This is a genomic window from Kitasatospora sp. NPDC036934, assembly GCF_055608425.1.
This window is the reverse complement of the sequence record NZ_JBVJQR010000001.1, coordinates 137,474-152,951: the sequence shown is the minus strand read 5'-3', so window position 1 is coordinate 152,951 and position 15,478 is coordinate 137,474. Positions and strand designations below refer to the sequence as shown.

The 15,478-nt window shown below is 70.7% G+C and carries 17 protein-coding genes and 1 pseudogene; 7 read left to right on the top strand and 11 right to left on the bottom strand.

Features of this window, described 5'->3' with window-relative positions:
* The first annotated feature begins 50 nt into the window (after window positions 1-50).
* Complete coding sequence (locus ACZ7BZ_RS00710) at window positions 51-1,034, top strand: pirin family protein (RefSeq protein WP_470356434.1); 984 nt, start codon at window positions 51-53, stop codon at window positions 1,032-1,034.
* Between the two features lie 748 nt (window positions 1,035-1,782).
* Here the strand turns inward: ACZ7BZ_RS00710 and ACZ7BZ_RS00705 are convergent.
* From ACZ7BZ_RS00705 to ACZ7BZ_RS00695, 3 genes are all read right to left on the bottom strand, one after another.
* Window positions 1,783-2,130 carry a hypothetical protein gene (locus ACZ7BZ_RS00705; RefSeq protein ID WP_470356433.1) on the bottom strand — a complete coding sequence of 116 codons (348 nt, stop codon included), beginning with the start codon at window positions 2,128-2,130 and terminating at the stop codon, window positions 1,783-1,785.
* 374 nt (window positions 2,131-2,504) lie between these two features.
* On the bottom strand, window positions 2,505-2,897 hold the full coding sequence (locus ACZ7BZ_RS00700; protein WP_470356432.1) for a hypothetical protein: 393 nt from the start codon (window positions 2,895-2,897) through the stop codon (window positions 2,505-2,507).
* A complete protein-coding gene (locus ACZ7BZ_RS00695; protein WP_470356431.1) occupies window positions 2,894-3,295 on the bottom strand; it encodes a DEAD/DEAH box helicase family protein in 402 nt (133 codons plus the stop codon). The genes ACZ7BZ_RS00700 and ACZ7BZ_RS00695 overlap by 4 nt, the downstream gene beginning before the upstream one ends.
* Here ACZ7BZ_RS00695 and ACZ7BZ_RS00690 point away from each other — a divergent pair.
* From ACZ7BZ_RS00690 to ACZ7BZ_RS00680, 3 genes are all read left to right on the top strand, one after another.
* Window positions 3,279-3,437 carry a hypothetical protein gene (locus ACZ7BZ_RS00690; RefSeq protein WP_470356430.1) on the top strand — a complete coding sequence of 53 codons (159 nt, stop codon included), beginning with the start codon at window positions 3,279-3,281 and terminating at the stop codon, window positions 3,435-3,437. The genes ACZ7BZ_RS00695 and ACZ7BZ_RS00690 overlap by 17 nt on opposite strands.
* 145 nt (window positions 3,438-3,582) lie before the next feature.
* Window positions 3,583-5,691: an FG-GAP repeat domain-containing protein gene (locus ACZ7BZ_RS00685; protein WP_470356429.1), complete on the top strand. Its 2,109-nt coding sequence runs from the start codon at window positions 3,583-3,585 to the stop codon at window positions 5,689-5,691.
* A 378-nt stretch (window positions 5,692-6,069) separates the two neighbouring features.
* Window positions 6,070-6,984, top strand: coding sequence for a hypothetical protein (locus ACZ7BZ_RS00680; protein ID WP_470356428.1), 915 nt, complete (start codon window positions 6,070-6,072; stop codon window positions 6,982-6,984).
* On the opposite strand, the gene ACZ7BZ_RS00675 is transcribed toward ACZ7BZ_RS00680, so the two are convergent.
* Together ACZ7BZ_RS00675 and ACZ7BZ_RS00670 are read right to left on the bottom strand one after the other, a co-directional pair.
* The gene (locus tag ACZ7BZ_RS00675) at window positions 6,985-7,149 is read right to left on the bottom strand and encodes a hypothetical protein (protein ID WP_470356427.1); all 165 of its coding nucleotides are present in this window, start codon (window positions 7,147-7,149) and stop codon (window positions 6,985-6,987) included.
* A gap of 246 nt (window positions 7,150-7,395) precedes the next feature.
* Window positions 7,396-7,587 carry a hypothetical protein gene (locus tag ACZ7BZ_RS00670; protein WP_470356426.1) on the bottom strand — a complete coding sequence of 64 codons (192 nt, stop codon included), beginning with the start codon at window positions 7,585-7,587 and terminating at the stop codon, window positions 7,396-7,398.
* Between the two features lie 300 nt (window positions 7,588-7,887).
* Between ACZ7BZ_RS00670 and ACZ7BZ_RS00665 the strand changes: the two genes are divergently transcribed.
* Both ACZ7BZ_RS00665 and ACZ7BZ_RS00660 read left to right on the top strand, forming a co-directional pair.
* Window positions 7,888-9,039 (top strand): DNA gyrase subunit B, encoded by a 1,152-nt coding sequence (locus ACZ7BZ_RS00665; protein ID WP_470356425.1) that lies wholly within the window; start codon window positions 7,888-7,890, stop codon window positions 9,037-9,039.
* A gap of 850 nt (window positions 9,040-9,889) precedes the next feature.
* Window positions 9,890-10,774 carry an LLM class flavin-dependent oxidoreductase gene (locus tag ACZ7BZ_RS00660; protein WP_470356424.1) on the top strand — a complete coding sequence of 295 codons (885 nt, stop codon included), beginning with the start codon at window positions 9,890-9,892 and terminating at the stop codon, window positions 10,772-10,774.
* 68 nt (window positions 10,775-10,842) lie between these two features.
* Here ACZ7BZ_RS00660 and ACZ7BZ_RS00655 read toward each other — a convergent pair whose 3' ends face one another.
* The gene (locus ACZ7BZ_RS00655) at window positions 10,843-11,292 is read right to left on the bottom strand and encodes a hypothetical protein (RefSeq protein ID WP_470356423.1); all 450 of its coding nucleotides are present in this window, start codon (window positions 11,290-11,292) and stop codon (window positions 10,843-10,845) included.
* Window positions 11,293-11,368: 76 nt separating this feature from the next.
* Window positions 11,369-11,866, bottom strand: coding sequence for a hypothetical protein (locus ACZ7BZ_RS00650; protein WP_470356422.1), 498 nt, complete (start codon window positions 11,864-11,866; stop codon window positions 11,369-11,371).
* Window positions 11,867-12,414: 548 nt separating this feature from the next.
* On the opposite strand from ACZ7BZ_RS00650, the gene ACZ7BZ_RS00645 reads away from it, so the two are divergent.
* A complete protein-coding gene (locus ACZ7BZ_RS00645) occupies window positions 12,415-12,570 on the top strand; it encodes a hypothetical protein (RefSeq protein WP_470356421.1) in 156 nt (51 codons plus the stop codon).
* Window positions 12,571-12,573: 3 nt separating this feature from the next.
* Here the strand turns inward: ACZ7BZ_RS00645 and ACZ7BZ_RS00640 are convergent, their stop codons facing one another.
* From ACZ7BZ_RS00640 to ACZ7BZ_RS00625, 4 genes and pseudogenes are all read right to left on the bottom strand, one after another.
* The gene (locus tag ACZ7BZ_RS00640; protein WP_470356420.1) at window positions 12,574-13,071 is read right to left on the bottom strand and encodes an RICIN domain-containing protein; all 498 of its coding nucleotides are present in this window, start codon (window positions 13,069-13,071) and stop codon (window positions 12,574-12,576) included.
* A 137-nt stretch (window positions 13,072-13,208) separates the two neighbouring features.
* A pseudogene (locus ACZ7BZ_RS00635) lies at window positions 13,209-13,364 on the bottom strand (transposase); the annotation flags it as partial.
* Window positions 13,365-13,386: 22 nt separating this feature from the next.
* On the bottom strand, window positions 13,387-14,043 hold the full coding sequence (locus ACZ7BZ_RS00630; RefSeq protein ID WP_470356419.1) for a DUF6461 domain-containing protein: 657 nt from the start codon (window positions 14,041-14,043) through the stop codon (window positions 13,387-13,389).
* 385 nt (window positions 14,044-14,428) lie between these two features.
* Window positions 14,429-15,385, bottom strand: coding sequence for a proline dehydrogenase family protein (locus ACZ7BZ_RS00625; protein WP_470356418.1), 957 nt, complete (start codon window positions 15,383-15,385; stop codon window positions 14,429-14,431).
* Window positions 15,386-15,478: the final 93 nt, after the last annotated feature.

Sequence of the window (15,478 nt, the reverse complement as noted above, 5' to 3'; positions counted from 1 at the left end):
TGAATCTAGAACTACCTGGTAGCCGAGACCTCCCGGGAGGGACCACCGCCGTGAGCAGCGCCGAGACCGAGCCGCGCCCCATCGCCGCACCGCAGGACCAGCAGGACCCGTACGAGGCCCCGCCCGTCGAGGTGCTCTCCCCCCGGGACGTCCCACTCGGCGGACCGCGCGCGATGACCGTACGCCGCACCCTGCCGCACAGCTCCCGCCGGCTCATCGGCGCCTGGTGCTTCGTCGACCACTACGGCCCCGACGACGTCGCCCGGACCGGCGGCATGGACGTCGCCCCGCACCCCCACACCGGCCTGCAGACCGTCAGCTGGCTCTTCACCGGCGAGATCGAGCACCGGGACAGCCTCGGCGTCCACGCCTTCGTCCGTCCCGGCGAGCTCAACCTGATGACCTCCGGCCACGGCATCTGCCACTCCGAGGTCTCCACGCCCGAGACCACCGTGCTGCACGGCGTCCAGCTCTGGGTCGTGCTGCCCGACGAACACCGCGACACCGCAAGGGACTTCCACCACCACGTGCCCGAAGCCGTCGCCCTGGACGGCGCCGAGGTCCGGGTCTTCCTCGGCACCCTGGCCGGCCGCACCTCCCCCGTCCCCACTTTCACCCCCCTCCTCGGCGCCGAACTCACCCTCGCCCCGCACGCCACCGTCACCCTGGCCGTCGACCCCGCCTTCGAGCACGGCGTCCTCGTCGACCACGGCGAGGCCCGCCTGGCCGGCACCGACCTCCACCCCGGCGACCTCGGCTACCTCGCCCCCGGCCCCACCACCCTGACCGTCACCAACACCGCCGACGCCCCCGCCCGGCTCGTCCTCCTCGGCGGCACGCCCTTCGAGGAGCAGATCGTCATGTGGTGGAACTTCATCGGGCGGTCTCACGAAGACATCACCCGAGCCCGCGAGGAATGGATGAGCTCCGACAACCCCTCCCGCTTCGGCGCCGTCGAGGGCTACCCGGGCGACCGCCTGCCCGCCCCGGAGCTCCCGGGAATCCCCTTGAAGCCTCGCGGAAACGTGCGCTGACCTGCACATTAGAGGATCGGGGGTGTGGCGGCCCGAGCCACCACACCCCCGCCCCGAAGTACCGCTGCGCTCACCTCGAAGCACCCCCGTCGGCACTCGCTTCCGCACTCGACACATGACACGGTTCGACCATCCGCGACAGCCTCTGGCAGGACCGATGCTGACTCAATGCTGAGTTTGCTGACGGTCCATCAGAATCGACCTGGACGCTCCCGGAGTCCGGGAAGTCGTCATCGGGTGCCACCGCGAGAACCACGAATGCCCTGACGCACCCCCTCGCCGGCTGCCGAAGGACGGTCACCACCGAAATGGGCAGGCCGGAGAAGACAGCCACCATGCCGCCCGCGCCGCCACCGACGATCTCGCTTCAAGCCAGTTATCAGACCCGAGACCCCTGCGGGGCGTTCCGAGCCCCTCTGCTGGCAAGAGCCCGCCACACCGGCCCCGACCCGGCGCTGGGGTGACCTCATGGCGGACGCCCCGGCGACAGCAGCACCCTCGGTCGTGGCGCTGGACGCCCTCGTCGACCGAGCCTGCGAACCGCCGACCGGCATGGCCCGGGCAAAGCAACTGCGCTGGGTCGCCGGCGAACTGCGCACCGCCCTGGAGCGAGGCGCGATCGTGCCCACGGCCGCCGACTCATTCACCACGCTCCTCGCGCCGGACACCCTCGCCTCCTATCTCACTGCCGCCGAGCGAGGCCTGTTGCGCCGCCGTCGGCCGACGGATCAGGCGTTGGATGGCGCCCTCAGTCGAAGTTCTGGATCACCGCACTGCATGCCAGGCCACACATCACGCTCACCGCGGAGGCGACGAAGCGCCATGTAGCCCAGCGCGCCCGGGGCGGCAGGACCCAGGCAGTCACGATGAGCACCACCTGTACGGCCATCAGGCTGTGGGCAACGTCGTACTGAAGGCCCCAGTCCCGCCCGCAGGCACCCCGTGGCGCACACTGGTCGACCTCGGCCCCGCGCACCAGCGCGAAGCACCGGTAAAGGATCTGGCAGACCGGCAGCAGAACAGTCGCGATGAGCGGAAACCTCCACGCGTCGCGGTCATGCGGTGGCGATGCGGACCCGGCCGCGATGTTGTCCATGAACCGATTCCACCGTGCCGCCCCGGACCGACCTCCAGAACGTCCTCCACGGCGGCCTGACGGCCACCCAGCGGCCCCCGGACGCAGCGGCCCCGGTTCCCGGGCTCACGTCAGTCTGCACAACGCGCGCCACCCCAAAGAGCCACCCCAAAAACCAGGGATCCCGCCAGGTACTCGGCCGCTCGACGAACTCAATAATGGGTGGTGTTCCTCCGGCCAGGCCGGAGGAACACCACCCGCAACCGCGGGCAGGGCCCTGGGTGCCACCAGAACCCCGCCCAGGGTGCAGAGGCGGGGCCGGCCGATCACATCCCGGCCGGGCCTGCCTCACAGGCCACAGCCTTCCAACCGGTCCCATCACCGTCCGCGCGCTGCTACCGCGCGAACTGCGCCACACACGCCGCGATCGGACTCACCGCACCGAGCACCGCGATCAACACCTGCGCCCGCACGTCCGGATCCAGCCGCCTACCCCGGCCCGGACCCCTCGCCCGCTTCCGCATGTCCACCTCCTCCCTTGGAACGACGCCAGCAGACCGGCGCGCGCCGGCCACACACCGCAGCGCGGCCACGCCCACCACACACCCGACCGCCACTGGCCTGCCTGACTGGCGACCCCTGGCAAAGAGTGGCGAATGCCCGTCGGCGACGGCGCGCAGCACCGCAATCTGCAGCGCGAGGCGCAAGAGTTCCTCGTTGGTGCGCTGGGAGCGGAGGTCGGCGACGGCGGGGAGGTTGAGGAGCTCGCGCAGGTCCTCATCGGTCACCATCGGCACGAGAACCGGTAGTCGGCGAGGTAGCCGTGCTCGATGCCTTGTCCGAGCGTCCAGGTGAAGCAGGTCTTGCCGTAGATCTCCTCCGAGTCCATGGAGCAGAGGACGGGCAGCTTCTCCGCGCCTTCGGCGGCGGCGAGGTCGGCCAGGCCGTCCTTCGCCCGCCGGTCGTCCGCGATCCGCGGGGTGGCGGTGAAATACAGCCGGCGCTTCGCCGGGATCTGGGCGTCGTCGTGGACGGCGGCCCACGCCTTGCCCTCCGAACCGGCCATGCGGTGGACCTCGTCGATGACCATCAGGTCCCAGGCCGGCAGGCCGAACTGCCGGTGGGCCTGGACGATGCGCTCCAACGAGGCGTAGGTGGCGTACAACTCGATGAGCCAGCTCGTCACGCCCGGTGACCTGAACGCCGACGGTATCAACGACCTGGTCGCCAGGGACGAGAGCGGCGACCTCTACGCCTACCCGGGCACCGGCGCCCTCAACGGCATGAACACCCTCGGCGCCCGCACCCAGATCGGCACCGGCTGGTAGTCGAAGCCGACACATCGTCAACTCTCCCCAGAGGCATAGGGTCGGTCACGGCATCACCGATGCACGGACGGCCCTGTGCGGGCTTCCGCAGGACGAACTACCGGGCCGACGAAACCTTCCAGGCACGGTGAGAGGACGAGCCCCCATGACCACCCCGCCCCGCCGCAAGACACGAGTACGAAGTGCCGGCGCACTCGCCACGGCACTCCTCTCACTGACCGTGGGAGCCGCGAGCAGCCCGGCCTCCGCCACCACCGCGACCACCGTCCCCGACGGGGCCGTCGCGACCTACAACACGGTCACCCGAATCGGCACCGACGGGCTGGGCTTCCAGTGGGACAACGGCCGGGAGGCGGCCCGAGCAACCACCTTCGAGTCCGCGCACCCCTCACTCAAGCGCACCGGCATCAACGGCGTCCTCGCCGCCACCGACACCTCTGCCCGCGCCCTGTGTCACCCGTCCAACATCACCGGCGCCCAGGGCTTCTGCTGGTCCGCCCAGGACGACGGCACCTCGTCCTGGGTCCCGCAGGGCCTCACCGGCTCCGGCGAGTCACCCCAGGCGCAGACCCTGGTGAACGGCCGCAAGGTGCTCATCGCCAGCTGGCACGGACCCTCCGACAGCACGGAGCGGATCACCTTCACTGATGTCACCGACCCGGCCCATGTGACGTACAAGCACGCCCTGCTCGTCGGCCTCGCCCAGGACGGCACCACCTTCACGGCGCTCGGCGGTCACGCCAACTCCGTCGTCTGGTCGGGCAACCGGCTGTACGTCGCGAGCAGGGGCGACCGCCTCGACGTCTTCGACCTGAACGACATCTGGCAGATGGACGACACCTCCGACACCGCGGTCGGCCTCGACGCCAACGGCAGGACACACGCCGCGGGCCACACCTACGCCCTCCCGCGCGTCGGCGCCTACACCTACACCGGGACGGGCTCGCCCGGCGACTGCGGCGCCTACGCGGGTGTCCCCCAGCGCCCCTGCCTCACCTCGGCCTCGCTCGACCTCACGGGCTCCCAGCCCGCCCTGGTCACCTCCGAAGGCGACCCGCACAAGGTGGAGGGGGACTTCGGCAGGGCGAGTGCGCCGATCGTCCGCTGGCCCATCGACCCCGTCACCGGCAAGCTGAAGGCCGACGCCTCGGGCCGGGTCCAGGCCTCGGACGCCTTCGCCTCCCCGATGGGCGGCGTCCAGGGCGTCGCCATGAACAACGGACGTTTCGTCATGGCGGGCCCGTGCCCGGAGTTCGTGGACGCCTCGCACGGCGGCACCAACATCCCCAGCTGCCTCTACCACGCCCGTCTCGGCGAACCGGTGCGGCTCGTCACCCGTACCGGCGTCAACATCGAGAACCTCTCCTACTGGCCCGGCACCGACGAGCTCTGGATGGCCAACGAGAACGACTACAACCGCATCGTCGTCCACACCGCCTGGCCCGCTCAGCCGGCCCCGGCGGGCATGGTCAACCTGACCTCCGCCGACTTCACCGGCGACGGCAGGAGCGACCTCGTGGGCACCGAGGCCGCCACCGGGAAGCTGTGGCTCTACCCGGGCAACGGCAACGGCTTCTTCGGAGACCGCATCCAGATCGGCTCCGGATGGGGCTCCATGGGCATGATCGCGGCCGGCGACGTCACCGGCGACGGCAAGGCCGACCTGCTCACCGTCGACACCGGCACCGGAAACCTGTACGTCTACCCCGGCACCGGCACTGCGGCCGGAATGAGCACACTCGGTGACCGGACGCAGATCGGCTCCGGCTGGAACGGCATGCGGGAGGTCACCGTCCTGGACGTCGACAACGACGGCAAGCCGGACGTGCTGGCCATCGACCGCAGCGGCGCCCTGTGGGTCTACCCCGGCACCGGAGAACTCAACGGCAGCTCAACTCTCGGAAACCGTAGCCAGATCGGTGCCGGCTGGGACAGCATGTCCGAACTCGCCAGCCCCGGCGACCTGAACGCCGACGGCAAGGCCGACCTCGTCGCGGTCGACCGCGACGGAGTGCTGTGGGCCTACCCGGGCAACGGCTCCATCAACGGAACGAGCACTCTGGGCAACCGCGTCCAGATCGGCACCGGCTGGGACAGCATGCGCCAACTCGTCGGCGCCGACTTCAACGGCGACGGCAAGGGCGACCTCGACGCGGTCCAGGCGCCCACCGGCTCCACCGGCGGCCTCTACTTCTACCCGGGCACGGGCAGCACGGCGTTGGGAGCCCGCACCCAGATCGGCCAGGGCTGGTAACCGGTCCGAGAGCCCCCTTCACCGGACTCGACATCGCCACGGCCGACGACGGCACCGACGTTGGGGACCTCCGATGGTCGCCTCCGCCCTCGCACAGGCTGGCCACCTCATCCGACCCACCGTGACGGGGACCAAGCCCACGCAGGCCGGGGAACCTGTGGCCGGGTACCACCGGGCCCGCCCTGCACGTTCCGCCGAAGGAGCTCGGCGCCCTCACGGCAGGGCGGCGCCAGTTGCCAGCCATCGCGTCGACCGAGAATTCGACCTTCTCTGCCATGGCCTGCACGGCTCGCGATCGCAAGCTGCCTTTACTGCTCCAACTTATGACATTCCGTCAACTCTGATCCCAGTTGGTCGAACGCGGCTACGATGTCGACGGTGAGCTTGAAGCCGTACCAGAGCTGGGCAGAGGTCCACCGGGACCGGGCGCTGCTGGCCTGGCTGGGCCTGGCGGGGGCCGAACCCGCACGCTACGTCGCCCCGGAGGTGGTGGTCCGGCAGGCCGGGATCCCGTGGGAGGTGCTGGAGGCCCTGGTCGACGGGGGCTATGCGGAACGGGCGCCCGCCGATCCGCGCATGCACGTGGCCACCGTCCCGTGCCGGCTCAGCATCGTCGGATTCCGGGCCGCCCAGCAGTTGCGGACCCTGTCGCAGGACCGGGGCGCGCGGTGGACGTACGCCGAAGAGGTGATGTTCCGCTGGGTGGACCGTGAGTCGGCGGTAGGGGGTTGGGCCGTTCCGAAGGGCTACTCCACCAACCCGGCCTCCTGGTTCTGCGGCACCGAACTGAGCCGCGACGAGCGGGCCATGGCCGTGGAGGCCCTGATCGGCTACGGCTTCGTGATCTTCGACCCCCGCATCACAGGGAGCCGCCTCTCGCCCGAGGGCCGGCTGCTCGCCCGATCCGGAAAGACTGTGAGGGAGTACATGGCAGAGCAGAAGCAGCCCGGCGCCGTGAACTACACCGTGGGCAACGTGACCATCGGCAACGTGGGCGGCTCCGTCACTCTCGGCAACAACAACTACACGGGCGGCACCAGCGCCGAAACGTCGGACCTCGCCGCACTGCTGGCCGAACTGCGCAGCATCGCCGACTCGCTGCCCGCGCGGGAGGCCGAGGAGATGCGGGGTTACGCGAGCGACCTGGAGGGGGCCGGCGAGGACCACGGTCGGGCTGCGCGGGTCTGGGGCGGCATCCGGCACTTCTTCGGCACGCTGGCCGCTACGGTGACGCCCGACCGGCTCGGCACGGCGATCGACCTGGGGGAGCGGCTCTACCGGCAGCTGGGGTGATCAGCGCCGGACGACGTCCTGGGCGGTGGCGAGGTTGCGGGCGGCCAGTTGGGCGAGCTGCCGGTCGCCCACCGCGCGGAAGAGGGCGGCGGCCCCAGTGAAGGCGTCGACCGCCTCCTCGTACCGATGCTCGTCGTACCGGGCCTTGCCGAGGCAGTTCAGCACCCCGGCCTCGTGATGACGGCCACCCCGGCCGAGGTCAGCTGTGGACAGCGGTGCCGACGACGCAACAGCGCGCCCGAGCCAGAGGTCACCGGCTGGGGCGCGCTGCGGAAGGGTCGGTCAGAACTGGCTGCGGCGCCTTCTGGTCACCGCCGTTCCTCCTCAACGCGCACGATCCGGTACAGGCCGTCCACCAGTGGAGCATCCGGTCGGCCGGCTCCTCGTCGGCCAGCGCCGGGTCGGTGCTTTTCACCTTGATGCGGACAGCTCGCGGTAGCGGGGGATCTTCGCGGCGCCGTCGGCCGGCGTCATGGTGGAGCGGTCGACCTCGACCATCAGGACCGGTACCCCGTTCTGAGGGGCCTGCCACACCCCGTCCGGGCGCACCTTGCGCTTGCCGCCCGGCAGCAGGAACCCGACCTCGGTCGCCCAATCGGCCACGGTGCCCACCCCGTCCGCGGCCCCCGGTGCGCTGCCGCCGCGCACGAACGCAGCGATCGTCTCGCTGACATCCGGATTCTTGGAATTCGTGGCCCAGCAGCCACCCGAAACAGTGCCGCAGACGGTCCCCAAAGGGCCGCGGCGGGATTGCGGTGGCAGTGCGCACCTCTCCCGGCCGGGCGCTCCCGATTGCCCCTCAGGAGCCCGTCCACGGCCTCACCAAACCGGCCCTGACCTGGTGTTTTCTCAGAAATGCCCTAGGCTGGGGAAGCTCTGTCGGACACCCTCGGAGGGGGCATCATGAGCGAGGAATCCACGGCGTACGACGCCAGCACGATCGTGGTTCTGGAGGGCCTGGAAGCCGTTCGGAAGCGGCCGGGGATGTACATCGGATCGGTCGGTGAACGCGGCCTTCACCACCTGGTGTTCGAGGCCGCCGAGCGGGCGCTGGGCGAGATCCTCGGCGGCACCGCCAGCCGTGTCGAGATCACCCTCACCGCCGACGGCGGTATCCGCGTCGCCGACGACGGCACGGGCGTGCCCGTCGAACTTGCCGGCCACGGTGACGGCCCTGCGCTGGAGAGCCGGCTGGCCGTGCTCTGCTGCGGGGCGCAGCCTGTCAGCCGGCGCTCGTTGTCCGATAGCTTCGTCGGTGTGGGACTGGCCGTCGTCAACGCACTGTCGGGCCGTCTGACGGCCGAGGTACGGCGCGACGGCGCCCGCTGGGTGCTGGAGTACGAGCGAGGCGTAGCCGTCGCGCCGCCGGCCTGCACCGGACCGGCCGACAGCAGCGGGACCGCGATCACCTTCCGGCCCGATGCCGAGATCTTCGAGACGCTGGCGTTCTCGTTCGACACACTGGCCGATCGCTTCAGGGAACTGGCCTTCCTGAACCGTGAGTTGGACATCACCCTGGCCGATGAGCGCGACCCCGCGATGCCCCGGGCCGTCCGCTTCCACTTCCCGGGCGGAGCGAGGGACCACATCGCTGAGCAGAACACCCCCCTCCACCCGGACGTGATCGGCTTCGAGCGCGAGTACCCCACAATGGAGGGCACCGTCGAGGTGGCCCTGCGCTGGTGCGACTCCGCCGAGGAGCGGGTCTCAAGCTACGCCAACAGCCGGCCGACCACCGGCGGCGGCACGCACGAGCTCGGCTTTCGTGACGGCCTGGCGGCCGCGGTCAACGCCTACGCCCGCGAGCAGCAACTGCTCACCCCGTCCGACCCCGACTTCACCCCCGCCCGGCTCGGCACGGGCCTGATGGCAGTCGTGTCGGTGAAGCTCGATCACCCCGAGTTCGAGGGGGCCATCCGCGACCGACTGGGCAACGGACCCGTCCGCGCCTGCGTCGCCGAGGCCGTCCGAGAACACCTGACCGCCTGGCTCCGCACCCACCCGGCGCAGGCGACGGCCGTCCTCACCCGGATCTCGACGACCACCCGCCACTGACACCCGAGGCGCGCCGAACGGACACCAGCTCGCGCTTGGTCGGGGGCGGGCAGCACCAGCGGACCCAAGTCCTTCGTGGTGCGGGCCCGCACACACCCCGGGCACTCCAACCGGTGGGGGCCGGCCTTCTTGGTCAGCTCCAGCAGCGAGTCCTTCTCCCCGTCGGTGGAGCCCCAGCCCGTCCAGCACGCGCGCAGCGCGGCGTTGGCCGCGCGGGCCGCCTCCAGCTGGGTTGGGGCCCTGGCCTGTCGCCCCTCTTCCTGCCGCTGCTGGTGCTTGTCGTGGCAGGGCCAGCAGCGGCCGCCCGGGCAGCGGGTCCACTCCATCTGTCCCTCGGGTCCGTACTCCCAGCTGCTCTCCTCCTTCGGGACCTGGCCGCAGTCGGCGCGGGCGGGGGTGCGCATCAGCTCGCGGTGCACCTGGCGGGTCTTCTTCTCCCGGGCCTTCTGGCGCTCGTCGTACGCCTCGCGGGTGTCCGGGCTGTCCAACGCGTCCAGCAGGGAGTGCCGGCCTTCACGGCCGTAGCGCCACCAGACCGGGCCAAGGGGGCCGTGCTCGGCCAGCAGCTCCAGCGTGGTGGCGACGACCGGCACCGCGTCGTCTGCTCCCGCCGGCCGTCCCCGTCGTCGTCGTACCGCGTGACGGTCCACCAGGCGCCGCCTCAGGTATCGGAAGAGAGGACAGCGCTGGTCGCAGCCCCCCACATTGTTCGAATGGACGTCGAGTGCGGTTGCCTGCAGTGCGGTCAGGAGGCAGCCGGGACGCAGGACGCTCCCCGCCTCCGGCCGGGGCGTCGCCGACGTACCCGGATCGATGCCCGGCCCCGGCCGGGCCTCGCTACAGTCGGCGCATGCGCCTCAGCACCGTGATCCTCCCCGTCCACCGGTGGAGCGAGGGACAGAAGCTCTGGCGGCGGGCCGAGGAACTCGGCTTCCATGCCGCCTACACCTACGACCACCTGTCCTGGCAGTCGTTCCGCGACAAGACCTGGTTCGGTGCCGTCCCGACGCTCACGGCCGCCGCCACCGCCACCGAACGCATCCGCCTCGGGACCCTCGTCACCAGCCCCAACTTCCGCCACCCCATCACCCTAGCAAAGGAGTTGATGACGCTCGACGACATCTCGGGCGGACGGCTGACGGTCGGAATCGGCGCCGGGGGCACGGGCTTCGACGCCCAGGTCCTCGGCGGCGGGGACTGGACGCCGAGACAACGGGCCGACCGCTTCGCCGAGTTCGTACCCCTGCTGGACGACCTTCTGCGCCAGGACGCGACGACGCGGGCCGGCCGCCACTACACGGCCGTCGAGGCCCGCAACATCCCCGGCTGCGTCCAGCGTCCGCGCGTGCCGTTCTGCGTGGCCGCGACCGGCCCGCGCGGACTGAGGACCGCGGCACGGTACGGCCAGGGCTGGGTCACTTGTGGGGACCCAGCCGACCCGGACGTTCCGGCGGAGCGGGCCCCGGGTGTCGTGGCAGCGCAGGCGGCGGCGCTGACCGCAGCCTGCGAGGCCGAGGGCCGGGACCCGAGCTCGCTCGACAAGCTGCTCCTCCAGGGCTTCACCCGCGAACGCCCGCTCGCGTCACTCGCCGCGTTCGCCCAATGGGCTGGCACGTACCGGGAGTTGGGGATCACCGAACTGGTCGTGCACTGGCCCGTCCTGGACTCGCCTTTCGCAGCCGACCCTACCGTGTTCGAGCGGATCGCCACCGAGGGCCTGGCGCAATTGGATTGAGAGGGTGGCGGAACCGGCAGCAGCAGCTCAGGCACCCGGGTGGGCCAGGAGCGTGCCGCCCGCCTCGGCTACCGGCTGCCAGGCACCCGGCTAATTACGTCACACAGCAGTTGGACCGTGCCCTCGGTGAGGACGGTGCAGTGTTCCTCCGCCAGGGTGAGCAGTTCGGCGGCCTGTGCGAGGCCGGCGCCGAGGGCCGGGACCGCGCGGGTGAGCCAGGGGTGCGGGGTCAGTTCGCGGATCCGTGTGGTGGCGTCGGTCCGGCCCGGGGCGGCGAGCCGGGGGTGGGTGTCGCCGCTCGCGAGGACGGCTGCGCGCAGCGCGGTGAAGCGGTCGCGCCGGCTCAACAGCCGGTAGCCCGCTCGCCGGACAGCCGGCCGCTGCGGGGCGGTGAGCATGTCCCAGAGCGGGTCGGCGGGCAGGTGGGTGGCGCTGGGGAGGAGGGTCGCAGCGGCCTCCTGGACCACCGCGGCGGAGTCGTCCCACAGCAGCGCCGTGACCCGGGGCACGGGCACCACGTCGAGGCTCCGCAGGGTCCGCAGGACGTGGGGACCTCCCGGCGCCCGGGCGGAGCGCACTCTCGGGGCCGGGCCGTCAGGACAGCGGGCCGGCCAGTAGTTGGGAGGCCAGGTCGTGCAGTTCGGCCACCAGCTCCTCCGTCAGCCCGCCGCTGTGCTCCTGCTGGTCCTCCGCGCGGTACAGCCATCCACGGACTGGAAGCAGCGGCGAGCCGGAGTCGTCGGCGGGGCACAGCTCGAAGCCGATCCGCTCGGCCGCCGCCAGCGGATCAAGGCGGCCATCCAGCAGGTCCCGCAGGCAGTACCGGGCCAGCTCCCGGTCGCGGCACTCAACGGTGGCGGGCAGCCGCAGCACCGGCCAGAGTTCCTGCTCCACCTCGGCCAGCAGACGGCGCGCCTCCAGGACCTCCCTGTCGGACAGCACGCCGAGCTCCCACAGACTCGGGGTGTCCACCCCGCCGGCCAACGCCGCCCAGGCAGCCTCCACCGCCGCAACGACCGACTCCGGACAACCGATGGTGCGTCGCTCCAGCAGCACCCGGCGCAACGGTTCCAGTGCCTCATCCAGCTCCATCGCGCGAGCGTAACCACCCACTCCAGCCCGGAGCGACCCGTTTTGATCCGACGGCAGCCGGGGCCCTCCGGCCGGCAGCCATGAGGCCGCCCCAGCCGTGTCCCAGCTCCCTCGCGAACCGCCCCCACCAGGCGAAACAGGGGTGGACCGTCCCAGGAGAGGCCCAGATCCGCCCCAGCAAAACGTCCGAAACGGACACCCGGAGACGAGGGTAGGACAGGGTTGGGACACCCCCGCCCCCACCGGAGCCTGGGCGCGCGAGACGCAGCCCGGCCAGGTCCCGGGGAACAAGGGGATGTTCCGCAGGACCCGGCCGGTGGGAGGCCAGCCGTACCTGGGTCACGGCACGGCTGCGCTGGCCGGCGACCCGGCGCCGCTGTGGCGGGGCCGCCGTGCTGGGAATGCCAGGCCTCGGACGCCGTGGTGAACAGTGCCCTGACCTGGGATTTTCCGGCCGCGAACATGTCATCCGGAGGGATCTGCCCCTCCAATGGACCGGTGGTGTCGAAGGGGATGTGCCCCGGCCGGCGACGCGCCACGATGACGCGATGAACGACAGCATCCCGGCGATGGTCGACCTCCTGCGCGAGCGCTACCGCACCAACGTCGGCACCCACGAGCGCCTCTTCTCCGCCTTCGCCAACGGCCAGATCGGCGCGGACATGGGCGGCACTATCGAGAGCCGCAGGCGCTATGAGCGCTGATTCCTAGTACAGGATCATGGTCCAGTCCTGACCGGTGGCCCCGGCCGCGCTCCACTGCTGGACGCGGGCGCCGTTCTGCCGGCTGGAGTTCTCGATCTCCAGGACCTTGCCGCTGTTCTTGTTCTGGATGTAGTAGCCGCTGCCGTCGGGGAAGTCCAGAGTGCGCCACTTCTGGGTATTCGCGTTGACGCAGTCCCACTGCTGGGCGGGGGCGCCGTTTTCCGTACGGGAGTCGGCGATCTCCAGGCACTTGCCACTGTTGCTGTTCACGAGCCAGTACCAGTCGCTTCCGACGCCGCCCGAGCTAGGCTCGAAGATCCGGAGCCACCTGGCGCCCGCCTGCCCGACGCAGCCCCAGCTCTGCGCGCGGGCGCCGTTGCTCTTGCTGGAGTTCTCGATCTCCAGACACTGAGTACCCTGGGACAGGCTGATGCCCGAGTCAGCGGCACTCGGACCGGCCGTCATCACGACCGTGGACGCCACGGCTGCAGCCAGCGCCATGGCCTTCGGAATGTACTTGCCCACAGGGCCCCCTTGTCCTTGTTCGCGCGGATCACGCGAAAACGATCAAATCGTATGTGTACGTCTCGGCCGCCGGCAACCTTGCTGCAGACACCTGACGATCAGTCATGAAGTCGCAGGTCCCGCCAGGGCGAGCACGTGCGGTACTTCCACGCGATCGCCTCCAGAGTGCGGCGGTGGTTCGCCCACCGCCGCCCGCGGACCGGATCGGCCGGCATCAACGGCTCGATCCGGTCCCACACGGCATCACTGATCACCAACCGGACAGACACATCCGATCAACAGCTCAACCCATCAAAGATTCATGCTCTGGTCGGCGAGCAGGACGGCCGGCAGCGGGGCCTTCAGCACCATGTCCCGGGGGAGTGTCAGACCGAAGTGCCGCTCCAGCACCCCCAGGACGGTCCGGTGCACATCGCGGCCCGCTCGCTCCTCGTCCGGCAGACCTTCCGCACTCAGCAACTCTTCGACCTTACCCGCGACTTCGGGGTCTCCGACGACCTTGCCGTTGCCCCAGGAGTCGTCCAGGTGCAGATTGAACGAGCACACCGTCCGGCCGTCCCGGTGGTAGTGGAAGGTCGGCGGCACCGGCTTGCCGTTCTCCTCCTCGTACTCCACCAGGAAGACCTCGGCCCCGCCCGCGGAGATCGCCGGATCATTCTCGAACTCACCGAACCAGCCCCCGTACGCCACCGCGAAGGTCCACCCGCCGCTCACCCCCAGCCGCAGCCCGATCCCGTCCCAGGCGTCCCCGAACTCCTCCTCCAACGCCTCGACCAGCCCGTCCCCGGTGAGCTCCCCGACCGGCTCCACCGTCCGCTCCGACCACTGGGCCGACGCCGCGATCCGCGCCGCCAGCGCCTCGACCTCGAGCCCTCGGGCCAGCGTCACGCTGTAGCCGCCGAAGGCGATGCTCTGCGGCTCCGCGAGCCAGGCGATTCCGTCCGTCATACAGGTGATCCTGCCGCACCACACCGACACACCTCCGCCCCGGGCCGCCGGCCTGCTCCGACCCGGTCGCCCACCCGGCCCGACAAAGAGACAGGCCCGGTGCCGCGATGCCACCCGGCGTCAGCTCGGCGCGAAGTGCCCACACCTCGCCGAGGAGAAGCACGGCACGTTGATTCTGTTCACAACAAGGGACAGGGTTTTTCACCGGTTTGGACAGCAGACGCCACTGGTAGCTGGTTCGAAACGTTCACGAGTTTCGACAGCAGCGACAACGACACCCGGGTGTTGTCGTCCCGGGGTGGGATGGCCCTTGTCGTCGGGGGGGGCTGGCCGGCGGTGCGCACGGCAGCGTGCCGGGGCACGGTGGCGTCCGTCCGGATCGGGTTCATGCGGCCGCGTCGACGAGGGCTTGGAGCAGGCGTTGGGGGTCTTCGGCGAGTCGGTTGCAGATGTAGAGCCACCATTCCGTGCCGAAGACGATGTACTCGCGGGTGGGGTGGCCACGCTCGGCCATTGCGTCGAGGCGGTCGGGCCCGAGGCCGAGGAGGGTTTCGAACTCCCAGGGGGCGGAGCCCTGCTTCTTCCTGCCGACGTAGTGGTCGATACGGTCGATCAGTTCCCAATCGTGGGTGGCGAAGGAGCACAGGTGACCCGAGTCGGCCAGCTGTTGCGCGTACTTCAGGTAGGCGGTGGTCAGGGCCGGTGCTTCCCGGTGGTGGGCGATGGTCTCGGGTTCGAGGAAGGCGCCCTTGACCAGGCGGATGCGACCGGGGCGGGTGAGCAGTTCCGGTAGGTCGTCCGCGGTGCGGTGCAGGCGCGCCTGGACGGTGATGCCCACGTGGTCGAACCGCTCGCACAGCGTGCGGTGCAGGGCCAGGACCGCGTCGGTACGGTCGGAGCCTTCGGCCGAGATCATCATCTCCCGCCCGGTGGCGGCGGTGGCCTGGGCGATGCGGGCGGCGTTGGCCAGCGCGAGCTCCGCGTCGACGGCGAGGCCGATGTGGGACAGGTCGAGGGAGATCGAGCACTCGGGCGGCAGCAGCCGGGCGGCGGCGAGGAATGTGTTTGTCTCTTCGGTGGCCCGCTGCGGGTCGCGGCAGCTCTCGCCCATGTACTCGACATTCACGCGGTGGCCGGCGGCCAGGATCTGCTGCGCGCGGTCCAGGGCGTCGGGGAGGGTTTCGCCGGCGACGTACCGCCGGGCGACCTTGCGGGCCAGGGGGCCCAGGACGGGGTCGCCGGGGATGCGCCACTTCAGCTCCTCGTCGAGCGCGAGTGCGCGCAGGATCTGGGCCGTCTGTGACGAGAGGGCGGCGTTGGTGGCGGGAGTGTGCGTGGTCATCCGGGTTCCTGGCTGTTCGCGCGGTTGAGAGGGAACGCCTTCGAGCCTTCCAGGACGGAGCACCCGCTGGGAGTGGCAGAAACGACGGATAGG

What these genes read in the sequence shown, in the direction of transcription:
- ACZ7BZ_RS00705 (WP_470356433.1), bottom strand. Translation starts at nt 2,130, where the DNA reads ATGGACAACATCGCGGCCGGGTCCGCATCGCCACCGCATGACCGCGAC.
- ACZ7BZ_RS00690 (WP_470356430.1), top strand. Translation starts at nt 3,279, where the DNA reads ATGAGCCAGCTCGTCACGCCCGGTGACCTGAACGCCGACGGTATCAAC.
- ACZ7BZ_RS00685 (WP_470356429.1), top strand. Translation starts at nt 3,583, where the DNA reads ATGACCACCCCGCCCCGCCGCAAGACACGAGTACGAAGTGCCGGCGCA.
- ACZ7BZ_RS00665 (WP_470356425.1), top strand. Translation starts at nt 7,888, where the DNA reads ATGAGCGAGGAATCCACGGCGTACGACGCCAGCACGATCGTGGTTCTG.
- ACZ7BZ_RS00660 (WP_470356424.1), top strand. Translation starts at nt 9,890, where the DNA reads ATGCGCCTCAGCACCGTGATCCTCCCCGTCCACCGGTGGAGCGAGGGA.
- ACZ7BZ_RS00650 (WP_470356422.1), bottom strand. Translation starts at nt 11,866, where the DNA reads ATGGAGCTGGATGAGGCACTGGAACCGTTGCGCCGGGTGCTGCTGGAG.
- ACZ7BZ_RS00645 (WP_470356421.1), top strand. Translation starts at nt 12,415, where the DNA reads ATGAACGACAGCATCCCGGCGATGGTCGACCTCCTGCGCGAGCGCTAC.
- ACZ7BZ_RS00640 (WP_470356420.1), bottom strand. Translation starts at nt 13,071, where the DNA reads ATGGCGCTGGCTGCAGCCGTGGCGTCCACGGTCGTGATGACGGCCGGT.
- ACZ7BZ_RS00630 (WP_470356419.1), bottom strand. Translation starts at nt 14,043, where the DNA reads ATGACGGACGGAATCGCCTGGCTCGCGGAGCCGCAGAGCATCGCCTTC.
- ACZ7BZ_RS00625 (WP_470356418.1), bottom strand. Translation starts at nt 15,385, where the DNA reads ATGACCACGCACACTCCCGCCACCAACGCCGCCCTCTCGTCACAGACG.